The 15,788-nt window shown below is 70.6% G+C and carries 16 protein-coding genes; 14 read left to right on the top strand and 2 right to left on the bottom strand.

The window, feature by feature from the left end; translation table 11 throughout:
- The first annotated feature begins 145 nt into the window (after positions 1–145).
- Complete coding sequence (locus tag AB0E07_RS12810) at positions 146–712, top strand: hypothetical protein (protein WP_362249489.1); 567 nt, start codon at positions 146–148, stop codon at positions 710–712.
- Between the two features lie 10 nt (positions 713–722).
- Here AB0E07_RS12810 and AB0E07_RS12805 read toward each other — a convergent pair whose 3' ends face one another.
- A complete protein-coding gene (locus AB0E07_RS12805) occupies positions 723–2,072 on the bottom strand; it encodes a M14 family metallopeptidase (protein ID WP_362249486.1) in 1,350 nt (449 codons plus the stop codon).
- Positions 2,073–2,413: 341 nt separating this feature from the next.
- Here AB0E07_RS12805 and AB0E07_RS12800 point away from each other — a divergent pair, with 341 nt between their 5' ends.
- A complete protein-coding gene (locus AB0E07_RS12800; RefSeq protein WP_362249483.1) occupies positions 2,414–3,733 on the top strand; it encodes an Nramp family divalent metal transporter in 1,320 nt (439 codons plus the stop codon).
- Positions 3,734–3,766: 33 nt separating this feature from the next.
- On the opposite strand, the gene AB0E07_RS12795 is transcribed toward AB0E07_RS12800, so the two are convergent.
- Positions 3,767–5,452: a glycoside hydrolase family 18 protein gene (locus AB0E07_RS12795; protein WP_362249676.1), complete on the bottom strand. Its 1,686-nt coding sequence runs from the start codon at positions 5,450–5,452 to the stop codon at positions 3,767–3,769.
- Positions 5,453–5,694: 242 nt separating this feature from the next.
- Here AB0E07_RS12795 and AB0E07_RS12790 point away from each other — a divergent pair, with 242 nt between their 5' ends.
- The 12 genes from AB0E07_RS12790 (at position 5,695) to AB0E07_RS12735 (ending at position 15,767) form a co-directional block, all read left to right on the top strand.
- Entirely contained in the window at positions 5,695–6,552 is an 858-nt protein-coding gene (locus AB0E07_RS12790) for a hypothetical protein (protein ID WP_362249673.1), read from the top strand.
- Between the two features lie 62 nt (positions 6,553–6,614).
- The gene (gene cpaB, locus AB0E07_RS12785) at positions 6,615–7,322 is read left to right on the top strand and encodes a Flp pilus assembly protein CpaB (protein WP_362249480.1); all 708 of its coding nucleotides are present in this window, start codon (positions 6,615–6,617) and stop codon (positions 7,320–7,322) included.
- Between the two features lie 9 nt (positions 7,323–7,331).
- Positions 7,332–8,570: a P-loop NTPase gene (locus tag AB0E07_RS12780; RefSeq protein WP_362249477.1), complete on the top strand. Its 1,239-nt coding sequence runs from the start codon at positions 7,332–7,334 to the stop codon at positions 8,568–8,570.
- A gap of 167 nt (positions 8,571–8,737) precedes the next feature.
- The gene (locus AB0E07_RS12775) at positions 8,738–9,067 is read left to right on the top strand and encodes a pilus assembly protein (RefSeq protein WP_362249670.1); all 330 of its coding nucleotides are present in this window, start codon (positions 8,738–8,740) and stop codon (positions 9,065–9,067) included.
- Between the two features lies 1 nt (position 9,068).
- Positions 9,069–9,488, top strand: coding sequence for a TadE/TadG family type IV pilus assembly protein (locus tag AB0E07_RS12770; protein WP_362249475.1), 420 nt, complete (start codon positions 9,069–9,071; stop codon positions 9,486–9,488).
- 15 nt (positions 9,489–9,503) lie between these two features.
- Entirely contained in the window at positions 9,504–10,841 is a 1,338-nt protein-coding gene (locus AB0E07_RS12765; RefSeq protein WP_362249472.1) for a CpaF family protein, read from the top strand.
- Between the two features lie 10 nt (positions 10,842–10,851).
- Positions 10,852–11,796 (top strand): type II secretion system F family protein, encoded by a 945-nt coding sequence (locus tag AB0E07_RS12760; protein ID WP_362249469.1) that lies wholly within the window; start codon positions 10,852–10,854, stop codon positions 11,794–11,796.
- An 11-nt stretch (positions 11,797–11,807) separates the two neighbouring features.
- Positions 11,808–12,695, top strand: coding sequence for a DUF5936 domain-containing protein (locus AB0E07_RS12755; RefSeq protein ID WP_362249467.1), 888 nt, complete (start codon positions 11,808–11,810; stop codon positions 12,693–12,695).
- 280 nt (positions 12,696–12,975) lie between these two features.
- Complete coding sequence (locus AB0E07_RS12750; RefSeq protein ID WP_362249668.1) at positions 12,976–14,148, top strand: histidine kinase; 1,173 nt, start codon at positions 12,976–12,978, stop codon at positions 14,146–14,148.
- Positions 14,149–14,161: 13 nt separating this feature from the next.
- A complete protein-coding gene (locus AB0E07_RS12745) occupies positions 14,162–14,893 on the top strand; it encodes a response regulator transcription factor (protein ID WP_362249464.1) in 732 nt (243 codons plus the stop codon).
- Positions 14,894–14,997: 104 nt separating this feature from the next.
- Positions 14,998–15,171 carry a hypothetical protein gene (locus tag AB0E07_RS12740; RefSeq protein ID WP_362249665.1) on the top strand — a complete coding sequence of 58 codons (174 nt, stop codon included), beginning with the start codon at positions 14,998–15,000 and terminating at the stop codon, positions 15,169–15,171.
- Positions 15,171–15,767, top strand: coding sequence for a pilus assembly protein TadG-related protein (locus AB0E07_RS12735; RefSeq protein ID WP_362249662.1), 597 nt, complete (start codon positions 15,171–15,173; stop codon positions 15,765–15,767). The genes AB0E07_RS12740 and AB0E07_RS12735 overlap by 1 nt, the downstream gene beginning before the upstream one ends.
- The last annotated feature ends 21 nt before the right edge of the window (positions 15,768–15,788 follow it).

Raw genomic sequence — 15,788 nt, 5'->3', positions numbered from 1 at the left:
TGGAGACAGCGTGCTGCCGGTGGCCGGTGGCCGGTGGCCGGTTTCGGGGTGGCGGCGGCGCTGAGCGTCGTCGTCCAGCCAGATTCGTATAACGATGCAGGGGCTGGCTGTGTGCGACACAGGATCGTCGACCATACTGCCCGCTGTGGAGCAGCGCATAGGTTCGAGCAGCCAGCCCCTGGAGGGCGCCGGATTCGACCCGGCCTTCGTGCCCGGGCTCACCTCGCCCGTGTCCAAGGAGACGGAGCCGAGGGATTCGGAGCCGGAGGACACGGAGGACCGGCCGGAGTCCCCGTCGGAAGCGGCCGAGGAGGTCACCGCGGACGCGGCGGACGCGGCCGAAGTGGTCGAAGTGGCCGAGGCGGACGGTGAGTCGGCGGAGGACGCCGAGGGCGCCGGTGCCGATGACGACGCCGGGGACGCCGCCGACGGGCCGGTCTTCGAGGCGGCCGACCGCCGGGCGCGGATCGTCGCCGACCGGGCCGGTGTCCGGCTCGTCCTGGACGACCAGGAGTGCGAGTTCCGCTGGGACGAGATCGGCGCGGTGGAGACGGAGACCGCCCGCTTCGGCAAGCGGTTCACTGTCACCGTGCACACTCCTGACCGCCGTTGGTACCCGATCGAGATCGAGGCGGCGGCCAGGAGCCGCTTCAGCGAGTGGGAGTCACAGCTCGACGCCGTGCTGGACGCCTACTTCGAGGAGTCCGACTAGCGGTACCGGGCTAGCAGTACTGGGCTTCCTTCCCGATCGACCGGTACATGCAGTCGGCGTTCTCCAGCAGTTGCAGGACGGCGTCCCGGTTGCGCGAGGTCTCCCGCTCGATCACCTCGTCGGGCGGGTAGAACCCGCCCCCGGAGCTCGACCTCGGGTACATCTCGAAGGTGTACCCGAAGATCTTGTGGGCGCCCCAGAGGTAGTCGTCGATCGAACCGTCGGTGATGTACAGGTCGCTGGACTGCTCCGGGGTGTAGCCGTTGCTGGCCGCCATCTTCCCGCCGACGGTGGCGAAGGCGTTGCGGTCGTCGGCCGTCATCCCGGTCGTGGTGTCCGAGTAGGTGTACCCGAAGGGCCACAGCACCAGTTCGCTGTAGGTGTGGAAGTCGATGCCCGCCTTGATCTGCTGCACGCCCCCGACGACCCGGCTGCGGACGAAGTTCGCCACCACCCGCACCTCGGGCGCCGACTCCGCCGCCGTACCCCGGTAGGTCTCCGACGAGGTGGACCCGGAGGAGCCGCCGCAGCAGCCCCAGCGGTAGTTCCAGTTGCGGTTGAGGTCGGTACCGACGTACGAGGAACCGGAGTTGGGCTGCCGGTTCTTGCGCCACGAGCGGTACGAGCCGGTCGCGATGTCGTACTCGCCGCCGTCCGGGTTGATGTCCGGCACGATCCAGATCTCGCGGCTGTTGACCAGCCCGGTCACCCGGGAGTCCGTGCCGTAGTCGGAGGTCAGCTCGCGCAGCAGGTACAGCGCCATCTCGACGGTGAGGTGCTCGCGGGCGTGCTGGTGGTGGGTGAACAGCACCTCGGGCTCGGACTCGTCCGTCGCCACGTTGTCGCTGATCTTGATGGCGGTGATGTTCCGGCCCTGGTACGAGGTGCCGATCACCCGGGTGCTGGCGATGGACGGGTTGGCCGAGACGATCGAGTTGATCTCGCTCGTCATCTCCGCGTAGTTGTGGTACCGCGAGTCGGCCGACGGGAAGTCCAGCAGCCGGATGTCGTCGGCGCTGCTCGACCGGTCCGGGACCGCCGCCAACGGTGTTACCTCGTAACCCTGTTGGCGCAGTTTGCGGATCTGGTCGGCGCGGCCGGAGACCACCAGGCCGTGGTCGTCGACCTCGTCCACGCTGACGCCCGCGCGCTGGATCGCGGTGCGGTCCTTGGCGCTGGAGTGGGTGTGGATCTCGTACTGACGGATGTCGTCGGCCGAGGGCGCGGCCCGGGTGCCGCTGTCGGCGCTGGCCGTGACGCTCGCGGAGAGGGGTGCCGCGAGGGCCAGGACGACGAGGGTGGCGAGCGCGGCGGTGCGTTTGCCGCCGCGGGCGCCCGAACCTCGGATGCGAAGTCGCATGAATTCTCCTTGTGTCTCCAGGAATTCCGGGATCTCCGGAAGGTGGGGAGTGGAGCGGGGGGTGGTTCAGCGACGTGCTGGTGCGGGTGGCGCTCATCGTCCGCGCCTGGCATGACCCGGTCAAGAGCGAAAACGGTCGCGATGGCGCGAACCGTTCCCCGCGCGTGCGCCGCGACTGTACGGGCGGAGTGCGCGAGCCACGGGCACCGGCGCGCCCCCGGGGGCCCGTACCCTCCGCGCGGGCTAAGAGCTCCGAACAGAAGTGGGGCCCGGCGGGCGGGTTCTGTGAACTCCGACGAGCCCTCTTGTCGGCTCCGGCGGGCTGCGGTTTCTTGATCTGCATGGCGGACGACTCGGGAAACACTCGGACCACACACGCCCACGCGGACGACTCCCCTCCCCGTAAATCGAGTTGGAAGTACATCGGCCCCGGCATCGTGGTCGCCGCGACCGGCGTCGGCGCCGGTGACCTGGTGGCCACGCTGATCGCGGGCAGCAGCTTCGGCTACACCCTGCTGTGGGCGGCGGTCATCGGCTGTCTGGTGAAGATCTCCCTGGCGGAGGCGGCCGGCCGCTGGCACCTGTCCACCGGCCGCACCCTCTTCGACGGCTGGGCGAGCCTCGGCCGCTGGACCACCTGGTTCTTCGTCGGGTACGTCGTGATCTGGGGCTTCGTCTACGGCGCCGCGGCGATGTCGTCGAGCGCGCTGCCGCTCCAGGCGCTGTTCCCCGATGTGATGGACCTCGAATGGTGGGGCGTGGCCTGCGGCCTGGTGGGCCTGGTCTTCGTCTGGTTCAACCGCTACGCCGTCTTCGAGAAGGTGATGACGGTCCTGGTCGGCGTCATGTTCGTGGTGACCGTGTACCTGGCCGTCCGGGTGACCCCGAACCTCGGTGACGCCTTCGCGGGCCTGCTGCCGGTGCTCCCCGACGAGAAGGACTCGGTGCTCAACACCCTCGGCCTGATCGGCGGGGTCGGCGGCACCATCACGCTGGCCGCGTACGGGTACTGGGTCAACGCCAAGGGCTGGACGAACACCGGCTGGATGAAGGTGATGCGGTTCGACAACCGCGTCGCCTACGCCACCACCGGCGTCTTCGTCGTGGCGATGCTCTTCGTCGGCGCCGAGCTGCTGCACTCGGCCGGCATCGCCCTCGCCGGTGGCGACAAGGGACTGCTCCAGCTGAGCGACATCCTGGCGGACCGGTACGGCACGGCGACCGCGAAGTTCTTCCTGATCGGCTTCTTCGCCGCCTCGTTCACCTCGCTGATCGGCGTCTGGCACGGGGTGAGCCTGATGTTCGCCGACTTCGTCGAGCGCTACCGCGGCGGCGAGGGCGGACGCGGCGAGGAGATCGCCGCCGGATCCCGGGAACGCGGCCTGCCGTTCCGCCTCTATCTGCTGTGGCTGACCTTCCCGCCGATCGTCCTGCTCTTCCAGGGCCAGCCGTTCCGTCTGATCATCATCTACGGCGTGCTCGGCGCGGCCTTCCTGCCCTTCCTCGCCGGCACCCTGCTCTGCCTGCTCAACTCCTCCCGCACACCGGCCCAGTGGCGCAACGGCGTGCTCAGCAACACCATGCTCGCGCTGGCGGGCCTGCTCTTCCTGGTGCTGTGCGTGAAGCAGGTCTGGGACCAGCCGTGGTCGGAGTTCTTCTGACGTCTCCGACCACGGCCAGGGGGGTGGCGGTCGCTACGGCAGGGCGTGGACGTGCGGTCCCACCGCGTTGGACCAGGCGTTGCCCGCCGTGGCGTCCCAGTTGGTGGACCAGGTCATCGCGCCACGCAGGTCCGGATAGGTCTTCGACGGCTTGAAGGAACCGCAGTTGGTCCCCTTCGTCAGGCAGTCGAGGGCGTTGTTCACGACGCTCGGGGCGACGTACCCGCTGCCCGCGCCCCGGGTCGAGGCCGGCAGGCCGAGGCCCACCTGGGACGGGGCCAGGCCGCCCTCCAACTGGATGCAGGCGAGCGCGGTCAGGAAGTCGACCGAGCCCTGGCTGTAGACCCTGCCGTCGCAGCCGAGCATCGAACCGCTGTTGTAGTACTGCATGTTGACGACCGTGAGGATGTCCTTCACGTTCAGCGCGGTCTGGAAGTAGGAGTTCGACGTCGACTGCATGTCGATGGTCTGCGGGGCCATCGTGAGGATCATCGACGAGCCGGCCTTCGCCGACAGCGACCGCAGGGCCTGCGTCATGTAGGTGGCGTTGAGCCCGTTCTCCAGGTCGATGTCGACACCGTCGAAGCCGTACTCCTGCATCACCGCGTAGACCGAGTTGGCGAAGTTCGCGGCCGAGGCGGAGTCGTTCACCGACACCGTGCCCTTCTCCCCGCCGACCGAGATGATGACCTTCTTGCCCGCGGCCTGCTTCGCCCTGACGTCCGCCTTGAACTGCTCGACGGTGTACCCGCCGAGCCCGGCCGAGTCCAGGTTGAAGGTGACCGCGCCCGGCGTCCCGGTCGCGTCGGCGAAGGCGACGGCGATGATGTCGTACTGCGCCTGGACGTCCGACAGCTTCTGCACGGCGGCGCCGTTGTTGAAGTTCTGCCAGTAGCCGGTCACCGCGTGCTTGGGCAGCGCCGGACCGGTCGGGGCGGTCGTGGTGGTACCGGTCACGGCCGCCGACTTCGGCGACTCACCGGCCGAGTTGGCCGCCGTGACCTGGAAGGAGTACGAGGTGGAGGCCGCGAGCCCGGTCACCGTCGCCGAGGTCCCGGTCACCGCCGTGACCTTCGTGCCGTCCCGGTAGACGTGGTAGCCGGTCGCCCCCGAGACCGTGTTCCAGGCCAGGGAGACCGAGGACGAGGTCCGTCCCGACACCGTCAGTCCGGCCGGGGCGCCGGGCACGGTCGGGACCGGGTCGGTGCCACCGCCGCCGTCCGGGCCGAACACCGAGACGTCGTCGGCGTAGTAGGCGGCCGTGCCGTACCAGCCGTGCGTGTACACCGTGACCGAGCGGGTCGCGGAGCCGGTGGTGAAGGTGGTGGTCAGCTGCTTCCAGCTGCCTGAGTCGGGCGTCCAGGTCGACACGTCCGTGGTGCCGGTGCCGGTCACGCCCAGGTAGGCGTACCCGCCCTGCACCCAGGCGCTCAGCGTGTACCTGGAGTTGGGCTGCACCGCGACGGACTGGGTGCAGCGGGCGTTGTCCTGGCCGGCCGGCGTGGCCTTCAGCGCGGCCGTGCCGCCGTGCACCGGCGAGGAGACGGTCGCGCCGCTGCTCGCGGAGCAGGTCCAGTTGGTCAGGCCGGACTCGAAGCCGGCGTTGCGGGCGTTGTTGACGTCGGCGGCGGAGGCCTGGCCGGTGCCCGCGAGGGAGAGGCCGAGCGCCAGGGCGACGGCGCCCGTCCACAGACGGGTCGATCGGCCGCGCGGGGACATGCGACGGGGGAAGGGCATGCGTATGGACATGTCAAATAAGTTGGTCCAGACCAATCCCGCTGTCAAGAGATGCCGCCGAGATGCTCAACCTGCCCCGATTTGGCGCACCTTGTGAAACATCGGTTCCCTCATAGCTACAGAAACGCTGTTCTCCGGTCACGTACCCGTGGATACAGTGCTCAGGTAGTCACTCAGTGAAGTCGACCGGGTGTACCGGAGTGACGCCGGTCGGGCCGGCGGGCATGGGGAGTGGGGAGCTGCGCGTGCCAACTGCCATCGCCGTGACCAGTGCCGACCTGGCGCTGCCGCCACAGGACGAGCGGACCGTGCCCGCCGTCGTGCTCCAGGGCCTCGACCGGCAGCCCCTCGAACGGTCCCTGGCCGCACTCCAGACGGTCCTCGAACAGCACGGCCACCTCATCGTCGTCTGCTCGGACACCCTCGACCCCGCCGTGGAACGCCGGCTGCACACCCTGCGCTCCCTCATGGAGAGCGACCGCATCGCCCTCTTCCGGCCCGGACTGCCCCCGCTCGGACTCGCCGTCCTCGCCCGCCAGCTGCGCCAGCTCGCCTCCTGCGACCTCAGCCCCGGCGTCCTCGCCTCGGCGGGCCGGCTGCTCACCCACTACATCCACGCCGGGGCCCTCCTCGGCTCCGTCGCCAAGCTCGACCGCGTCCCGGTCGGTCTGAAGTCCCACGCCAAGTCCTGGGTCCCCGGCAGCCACTTCGGCGTCCTCGCCCACCCCGAACCGCAGCTCGTCCGGATCGGCTCCGAAGCCGCCCTGACCGGCCCGGAGTTCGGCACCCGCATGGTCGTGGCCAAGGGGCAGCTCCAGTCCGACTGGGTCACCGACACCCTGGCCAAGTCCTGGAGCGTCCAGGGCCTGCGCGAGGCGCCGCTGCCCGCCGAGTCGGCCCAGTGGTGGGGGACCGGACGGCTGATCGAGTTCTGCGCCTACCTGTCCGACCTGTCCGTGCTGTACCAACTCGTCACCTCGGTACGGCAGAGCGCCTGCCACTGGTGCGGCATCGACGTCATCGGTGACCGCTGTGTGTTCTGCTCGGCGACCCCGCCCGTACCGGAGACCCGCGCGGGCTGACCGGCCCCGCGAGCCGCATCCGACCGATCCCGACCGATTCCCCCAATGAGGTTGCACGGTTCATGAACTCCCGTCAGCGCCGCGGCGTGATACTCCTGATCCTGTCGGTCGTCTGCGCCCTCGGCGCCTTCGCCGGCGTGCTGTCCGTCATCAACGACGCCGAGTCCAAGGTCGGACCCGAGGTCACCGCCTACCGGCTGAAGACGGACGTGGAGCCCTACGAGCCGCTCGGCGCCGCCCAGTTCGAGAAGATCTCGATGCCCGAGCGGTGGCTCTCCGACAACGCGGTGACCGACCTGCGGGACGTCGAGGGCAGGATCGCGGTGACGCCCCTGAAGAAGGGCTCCCTGCTCCAGAGCGACATGATCGTGGCCCAGCCCGAACTGCGCCCCGGACAGCAGGAGGTCGCCATCATGATCGACGCGGCGACCGGGGTGGCCGGCAAGATCACGCCGAACTCCACCGTGAACGTCTACGCCACCTTCGAGGGCGAGCGGGAGGGCCGGCCCGCCCAGTCCAAGATCATCGTCACCAACGCCAAGGTCCTCGACGTCGGCGACCTGACCCCGCTCCAGCCCGACTCCGACGACCGCGGCCGGCAGCCCACCGACGCCGTCCCGATCACCTTCGCGCTCTCCACCCTCGACGCCCAGCGCCTCACGTACGCCGAGTCGTTCGCCCAGCGGGTCCGGCTCGCGCTGGTGGCACCCGGCAGCGACACCACGGTCCCCGAGTCGGACCGGACGTACGAACTCGCTAAGGACAGGTGAGAGGCCCGCATGCCCACGAGGATCCTCCCGGCGGTCGGCGACGCGGACGCGGTCCGTGCGGTCACGACCCTGCTCAGCCAGCTCCCGGACGCCGAGCCGGTCGCCCCGGTGACCGACTCCACCCAGCTCGTCGACACCCTCGCCCGGCTGGCCGCCGAGTCCGTCGACGAACTGCCCGAGGTCGTGATCGTCCACGAGCGCATCGGCCCCGTCCCCGCCCTGGAACTCATCCGCGAGGTCGCCCTGCGCTTCCCCGCGGTCGGCGTCGTCCTCGTCACCTCCGACGCCTCGCCCGGCCTCTTCCAGGCCGCCATGGACTACGGCGCGCGCGGCCTGGTGACCCTGCCCCTCGGCTACGAGGAGCTCGCCGTCCGGGTCCAGGCCGTCGCCGCCTGGTCGGCGGGCGTACGACGCCATCTGGGCGGCGCCCTGGAGGTGTTCACCGGCGTCGGCGGCACCGTCGTCACGGTCAGCGGCGCCAAGGGCGGCGTCGGGACCACCCTCACCGCCATCCAGCTCGCCCTCGCCACCCAGGCGTCCGGACGCCCCACCGCCCTGCTCGACATGGACCTCCAGACCGGCGACATCGCCTCCTGCCTGGACGTCCAGTTCCGCCGCTCGGTCGTCGACCTGGCCGCCATCACCGACATCACCCCCCGCGTCCTGGCCGACGCCGTCTTCCGCCACGACACCGGCCTCGCCCTGCTGCTCGCCCCCGGCGACGGCGAACGCGGCGAGGAGGTCACCGACCGCGCGGCCCGGCAGATCGTCGGCGCCCTGCGCTCCCGCTACGAGGTCGTCGTCGTCGACTGCGGCGCCCAGCTCAGCGGCGCCGGAGCGGCGGCCGTGGAGATGGCCGACACCGCCCTGCTGGTCACCACCCCCGACGTGGTCGCCGTCCGGGGCGCCAAACGGGCCGTGCGCATGTGGGACCGGCTCCAGATCCGCAAGGCGGAGGAGACCACGGTCGTCGTCAACCGGCACACCCGCGGCACCGAGATCCAGCCCTCGCTGATCCAGCGGATCACCGGCACCGGGATCGCCGGCACCGTCGTCCCGGCCAACTTCAAGGAACTCCAGGCGGCGGTGGACGCCGGCCGGCTCCACGAACTCGACGCCCGGAGCACCGTCAAGCAGGCGCTGTGGACGCTCGCCGGGGAGCTGGGACTGGTCAAGGCCACGGCCGTCGACCGCAGGGCCGGACGGTCCGCGGTGGGCTTCCGGCGCCGCAAGGAGATCGGGGGGTAGGGGTGGGCGTGTTCCTCAGGGACGGGAACGCGGGCGGTGCCCGACGGGGCGGCCGGGGCGGTGACCTGGGCACCGGCAGGGGCCGTGACCGGGGCCGTGATCGGGGCCGTGACCTGGGCCGTGACCGGGGCCGTGACCGGGGCCAGGTCACCATCGAGTTCCTCGGCATGACCCCGCTGATCATCCTGACGCTGGTGCTGCTGTGGCAGTGCGCGCTGCTCGGCTACACCTTCACGCTCGCCGGCAACGCCGCCGACGAGGCCGTGCGCGCGGCCACCGCGGCCGAACCCGGGGCACGCCAGGGCGCATGCCAGGCCGCCGGGATGGACAAACTGCCGGGTGCGTGGGAAGGCGGCGCCGAAGTGAACTGCGCGACCGGGGGCGGCTACGTGACGGCCGAGGTACGGCTGAAGGTGCCGGTCCTCTTTCCCGGTTCGATCGGCTTCCCCTTCACCGTGGAGGGCCACGCGGGAGCCGTAGAGGAGGCGACGGGCTGAGATGCCGTACGACCTTGGACGACGCGCCCGTGCCGGGATCCGGTGGGCCGGTGCCGGGAGCCGACGCGCCCCAGCCGGGAGCCGGCGCGACCGCGGCCAGGTGGCCCTGGAATACCTCGGGTTCATCCCCGTACTGGTCCTCGTCGCCCTGGCTGCCGTACAGATCGGCCTGATCGCCTACACCGCCCAGCAGGCCGGCACCGCGGCCCGCGCCGGAGCGCGCAGCGCCTCCCTCGACGGGCCCTTCGCCGCGGACTGCCAGGCCGCGGTGAGCGGCTGGCTCGCCGACGGGACCGGCTGCACCAGCGCCGGGCTCGGCGACGAGGTACGGGTCACCGCGACCGTCGTCATCCCGTCCGTGGTCCCCGGCTGGGACTTCGGCGACGCCACCAAGTCCGCCACCATGCCGCTCGACCACTGAGGAGCACCGAGAGCCATGAGCCTGCGGGCACGCATCAACTCCCCCGAGGAGAACGGAAGCAGGGGCGAGGACGGCAGTCTGGTCGCCTCCTACCGGGCGAAGCTCCTGGAGGAGATCGACCTCGCCGAGATGAGTTCACTGGCCGCGGCCGAGCGCCGGGCCCGGCTCGAACGCGTCCTCGGCCACATCATCAGCCGCGAGGGCCCGGTGCTGTCGACGGTCGAACGCGCGCAACTGATCCGCAGAGTGGTCGACGAGGCCCTCGGTCTCGGCATCCTGGAACCCCTGCTGGAGGACGCGTCGATCACCGAGATCATGGTGAACGGACCCGACGCGATCTTCGTGGAACGGGGCGGCCGCGTCGAGCAGTTGCCGGTCCGCTTCGCCTCCCACGAGCAGCTGATGCAGACCATCGAGCGGATCGTCTCCACGGTCAACCGCCGCGTGGACGAGTCCAACCCGATGGTCGACGCCCGCCTGCCCTCGGGCGAACGGGTCAACGTGATCATCCCGCCGCTCTCGCTGACCGGCGCCACCCTCACGATCCGCCGCTTCCCCCGCTCCTTCACGCTGCACGAGATGATCGGCATGGGCTCGCTCGACGAACCCATGGTGTATCTGCTGGCCGGCCTGGTGCAGGCGAAGTTCAACATCATCGTCTCGGGCGCCACCGGCACCGGCAAGACGACCCTGCTCAACGCGCTCTCCGGGCTGATCCCCGAGGTGGAGCGGATCATCACCATCGAGGACTCCGCCGAACTCCAGCTCCAGCAGGGCCATGTGATCCGGCTGGAGTCCCGCCCCCCGAACGTCGAGGGCCAGGGCCGGATCACCATCCGCGACCTGGTCCGCAACTCCCTGCGGATGCGCCCCGACCGCATCGTCGTCGGAGAGGTCCGCGGCGGCGAGTCCCTGGACATGCTCCAGGCGATGTCCACCGGCCACGACGGCTCCCTCGCCACCGTCCACGCCAACAGCACCGAGGACGCCCTGATGCGGCTGAAGACCCTCGCCTCCATGTCCGACGTCGAGGTCCCCTTCGAGGCCCTGCACGACCAGATCAACAGTGCCGTCGACGTCATCGTCCAGCTCACCCGCTTCGCCGACGGCGTCCGCCGCATCACCGAGATCGCCGTCCTGGACAGCCACGGCGGCGAACCGTACCGGCTCGCCACGGTCGCCCGCTTCAACGCCCGGCCCATGGCGGCGGACGGCCGGGTGTACGGCACCTTCGAGTACTTCCCGCTGCCGCGCCGCACCGCGGACCGGCTCTACATGGCCAACCAGCCGGTACCGCAGGCGTTCGGAGTGGCCCAGCACCGGGAGCAGTTGGCCCTCCGAGCGGCCAGGTAGGCGGCGACCGATGGAATTTGAGCAGCTGATCACCCTGACCACCGGCATCACCGTACTGACCCTCGGGCTCGCGGTGGCCGGCCTGCACGCCTACTCCGCCGGCCGGGCCCAGCGCCAGGCACTGGTGGAACGCCTGTCCGCCACGGGACAGATCACCTCCCCGGGCCGGGCCCGCCGCTTCGGCAGCCTCGACCGCCGCCTGCGCCGTACGAAGGCGGGCCGCAAGCTGGAACTCCGGCTGGCCGCGACCGGACTGGACCTCACCCCCGGCGAGTTCTTCGTCTACATGCTCGCCGCGGTGGCCGGCCTGTTCCTGGTCGGCCAGGCCACCCTCGCCCCCTTCTTCGGCCCGATCGCCGGCCTCCTCGGGATCTGGGCGGCACTTCAGTTCCTCACCTGGCAGCGCCAGAAGCGCATCGAGCGCTTCATCGGCCAACTCCCCGAACTGGCCCGCATCCTGGCCAACGCCACCCAGGCCGGCCTCGCCCTGCGCACCGCCATCGGCATGGCCGCCGAGGAGCTGGAGGCCCCGGCCGGAGAGGAACTGGGCAAGGTCGCCAACCAGTTGGCCCTCGGCGCCTCGATGGACGACGCCCTGGGCGAACTCGCCGAGCGGCTCCCCTCCCGCGAACTGGTCGTCCTCGTCACCACCCTGGTCCTGTCGAACAAGGCGGGCGGCCAGGTGGTCAGCGCCCTGCGCAACCTGACCGAGACGCTGGAGGAGCGCAAGGAGACCCGGCGCGAGATCCGCACCCAGCTCTCCCAGGTGACCATGACGGCCTACGCCGTCCCCGCCCTCGGCATCGGCTCCCTGTTCCTGATGAACGGCGTGAAGGACGGCGCCCTGGACCGCATGACCGGCTCCCCGGCGGGCCAGGCCGCGGTCCTCGTGGCGTTCGTGCTGTACGTGATCGGCTTCGTCCTGATCCGGCGCCTGTCCCGGATCGACGTCTGAGAGGCGCTGACATGGCACTGCTGCTGGCCCTGCTGATGGGCGTGGGCGTCTGGGGAGTCTTCGCGGGCATCCGCATGTACCGCGCGGACGTCAAACTCCCCGGGGACCTGCAACTGGCCCTGGAGGTCGGCGCCACCCGCACCGGCGCCGTGGACTCCCTGGTCGACCGCATGGGCATGCGGTACGCCCCCGCCGTACTGCGCCTGATGGGCCCCAAACAGGTCGCCAAGTACCGTCGCCGCATCGACCTCGCGGGCAACCCCGGCGGCCTCACCATCGACCGCTACGCCGCCCGCCGCGCCGTCTACGGCTTCCTGGGCCTCGTGGGCAGCCTGGTCTTCCTGATGCGCGGCCAGTTCGTGGTGACCCTGATCCTCCTGGCCTTCGGCGCGTTCTGGACGGAGGTCGGCATCTGGTCGGCGATCCGCATCCGCAAGGACGTCATCGAACGCACCCTGCCGGACTTCCTGGACGTCCTGGCGGTCGTGGTCAGCGCGGGCCTCGGCTTCCGCCAGGCCCTGGACCGGGTGGCCACGCGCTACGAGGGCCCCTGGGCCGACGAACTCCGCATCACCCTGCGCCAGATGGACCTCGGCATGAGCCGCCGCCAGGCGTTCGCGGAACTGCGCCGCCGCAACGACTCCGAACAGGTGGCGATGTTCGTGACGGCACTCCAGCAGGGCGAGGAACTGGGCGCCCCGATCGTGGAGACGCTGGTCGCCCTGGCGAAGGACATGCGCCGTACGGACGCCCAGAACGCCCGCCGGAAGGCGGCCAGGGCCGTGCCCAAGGCCACGATGATGATCACGACCTTCATGGTCCCGGCCACGATGATCCTGCTCGGCGCGGGCCTGCTCCTGGGCTCCGGCACCGACTTCGGTTCCATCACGGGGGAGTAGGGGGAGCGGAGCGATGGGCATGGGGATGGTCACGGGAGTCAGGGGCGCGAGGGCGAGGCGGCACAGCCTGACGCCACCGCCCTCACCGACGGCGCCGGCGCTGAACGAGCCGCGGGGGCTGGGGGAGCCGCGCCCGCCGGTGGAGCCGGTACGGGAGCCATGGGCTCCGGACGAGGTGGCGACCACCGCCGTTCCGGCGGCCACTGCGGCCACCACGCCCTCTACGGCCACCACGGCCACGATCCCTCTCCAGATCAACGCGCTGCAAGCAGCCACCCGCATGGTCTTCGCCTTCCGCCTCGCCATGCTGGCCCTCTCCGCCCCCGCCGCCCTCCTCAACGCCGCCCCCGGCCTGGGCGCCCGCCTGGTCGGCGCCGCCGCCATCGTCACCTTCATGGCGAGCTACGCCCTCTTCCGGGACTGGGAGCGCTTCGGCCCCCTCCTCCTGCGCCACCCCACCCTCCTGCTGGCGGACACCCTCTTCGGCGCCCTGCTGCTGGTGTCGGCGGGCCCGGACACCACGCTCGCGTACGTCAGCGTGTGCACCCCGCTCCTGGCCGGCATCGCCTACGGCTACCGGGCCGCCGCCCTCTTCGCCAGCCTCCAGTCGCTGATACTCCTCCTCGTCTACGCCACCACGGCCGACGCCGGCACGGGCCTCGCGGAGAAGCTGCTGCTCCCCGGCTTCTGCGTGATCACGGGCGCGGCCGGCTCCGCACTGCGCAACCTCATGCTGCGCTTCGGCGAGGCGACCCAGGCCCTGACCGTCACCAGGGCCCGGCTGGCGGCCACGGAGGCAGTCCACGCCGAACGGGCGCGTCTGGCACGGGAGATGCACGACTCGGTGGGCAAGACCCTGCACGGCGTCGCCCTCGCCGCGGACGGCCTCGCAGCGACGGCGTCCAGGACCCCGCTGAACCCCGCCCTCGTCAAGGAGCAGGCGGAACTGGTGGCGAGGGCCACCCGCCAGGCGGCGCGGGAGTCCCGCACCCTCCTGACCGACCTCAGGTCGGCCACCCCGCCCGAGGGGACCACCGACGTACTGACCGCCCTCAGGTCCCAGACAAGGGACTTCACCACCCGCACGGGCATCCCCACGACCTACCACCCCACCGGCAGCGCCCCCGCGGCCGTCCCGCCGCCCATGGCGGTGGAGGTGCTCTCCATCGCCGCCGAGGCCATGGAGAACGCCCACCGCCACGCCACCCCCACCACGGTGGAGGTGCGGGCGGGGGTCCACGGGAACCTGCTGCGCATCAGCGTCCACGACGACGGTCCGGGCATCCCCCCGGACACCACCCTTGAACAGCTCCGCAGCACAGGCCACTTCGGACTGGTCGGCATGGTCGAACGTGCCGCGTCGGTCGGCGCCCGCATCCGCATGGGGCGGGGCCACCACACGCGCGGCACGGAGGTCCTCCTGGAACTCCCCCTGCCGGCTCTGAGGAACTGACGGAGGACCCCCCATGCAAGACCCGGACATCACATCAGCGCCCCTTCGGGTGCTGGTCGCCGACGACAACCCGGTGGTCAGGGCGGGCCTGACGGCACTGCTGACGGGCCGCGAGGACATCACGGTCGTCGCGGAGGCGGCGGACGGCCGCGCGGCGGTGGAGGAGGCGCGCCGGCACCGACCGGACGTGGTCCTGCTGGACGTCCAGATGCCCGGAGTGGACGGCATCTCGGCACTCCCGTACCTGGTGGACATTGCTCCCGTGATGATGCTGACGTACAGCAGGGAGTCGGCGACGGTGGAGGAGGCGCTGCGCAGGGGCGCCAACGGCTACCTGGTGCACGGCGAGTTCACGGCACCCCAGCTGGTGGACGCCGTGAAGGACATCAAGCAGGGCAGACCCCACTTCACCGCGACGGCGGCGGACGCGCTCCTCACCCAACTCCGCCGAGCGGCCAATTCGCAACAGCATACGGAGTACGGGGCTCCACCCCCCAATTCCCCAGAACCCCTTTCGCAAGTGCAACCAATTGTGGGACAGTCCTCGGGCAGGGGCGGTTTTCAACTGAGCGCGCGGGAGGCGGAGATCATGGACCTCATCGCCTCCGGCATGACCAACCCTCAGATCGCCGCGACCTGCTTCATCAGCGAGAAGACGGTGAAGAACCACATCAACCGCATCTTCGCCAAGCTCCACAGCACGACCCGCGCGCAGGCCACCGCCAAGTGGCTGGGGGTGACCTGACATGCCCCGCGTTTGGGCCCACCTTTGGGCCCCAGGACCCTCGCCCACCCAACCCACCGCCCCCTACGGTGCCCCCACCACAGCCACGACCAAAGGGGCCCACCATGACCAACAGGCTCAAGACCCACACCGCCCACAACGACAAGGGCCAGACGGCGGTGGAGTACCTGGGCATCATCGCGGTGGTGGTGGCAATCGTGCTGGCCATTACGGGGACGGACATCGGGCAGTCGATCTACGACGCCATCGTGGACAAGATCGACGAGGTCACCGGCTGATCGGACTCCGCAGGCACGGCGACGCAGGGCAGGCGTTCCCCATCTACATCACCGTGGTGGGGGCCCTGCTCTTTCTTGCGTTCGCATACCTGGCCGTCGGCCAGGCCGCAGCGAACCGGAACAGCGCCCAGACCGCCGCCGACGCGGCGGCCCTGGCGGCGGCCCAGGACACCCGGAATCAGCTGGCCGGCGCATGGGTCAAGGCTGTTGAGGATCCGGCCGCATGGCAGGACATCTTCGACGGCATCGCGGCAGGACTCACCCCGTCGTGCTGGCGCGCTGATCAGCTTGCGGCTCAGAACGACGCTCATGTCGAGGCATGCGCACAGACGGGCCCCCTGGAGTTCGAGGTCACGGTCCAGATGGACAAGCCGGTCGGGGACTCCATCGTCCCCGGCACCGAGGGCAAGTACGCGAAGGCGTCCGCCAAAGCCGTGATCGAGTCCCGGTGTGGCTTCGAACTCCCGGGTGAGGGCGCCGAGGAAGAAGACCTGCCGACGCTCACCTGTGACGGCGAGGACTGGGAGCTGGACCCGGAGGACCTCGACGGCCTTCCTGGCCCGGAGGACCTCTTCGAGGTTCATCTGGCCGACTGACCACCGAACGACGAGTGACGA

The organism is Streptomyces sp. NPDC048002 (genome assembly GCF_040653275.1).
In the GTDB taxonomy this organism is placed as follows: domain Bacteria; phylum Actinomycetota; class Actinomycetes; order Streptomycetales; family Streptomycetaceae; genus Streptomyces.
Note: the sequence above shows the minus strand (reverse complement) of the source record. Positions and strands in the feature narration are given on the sequence as shown.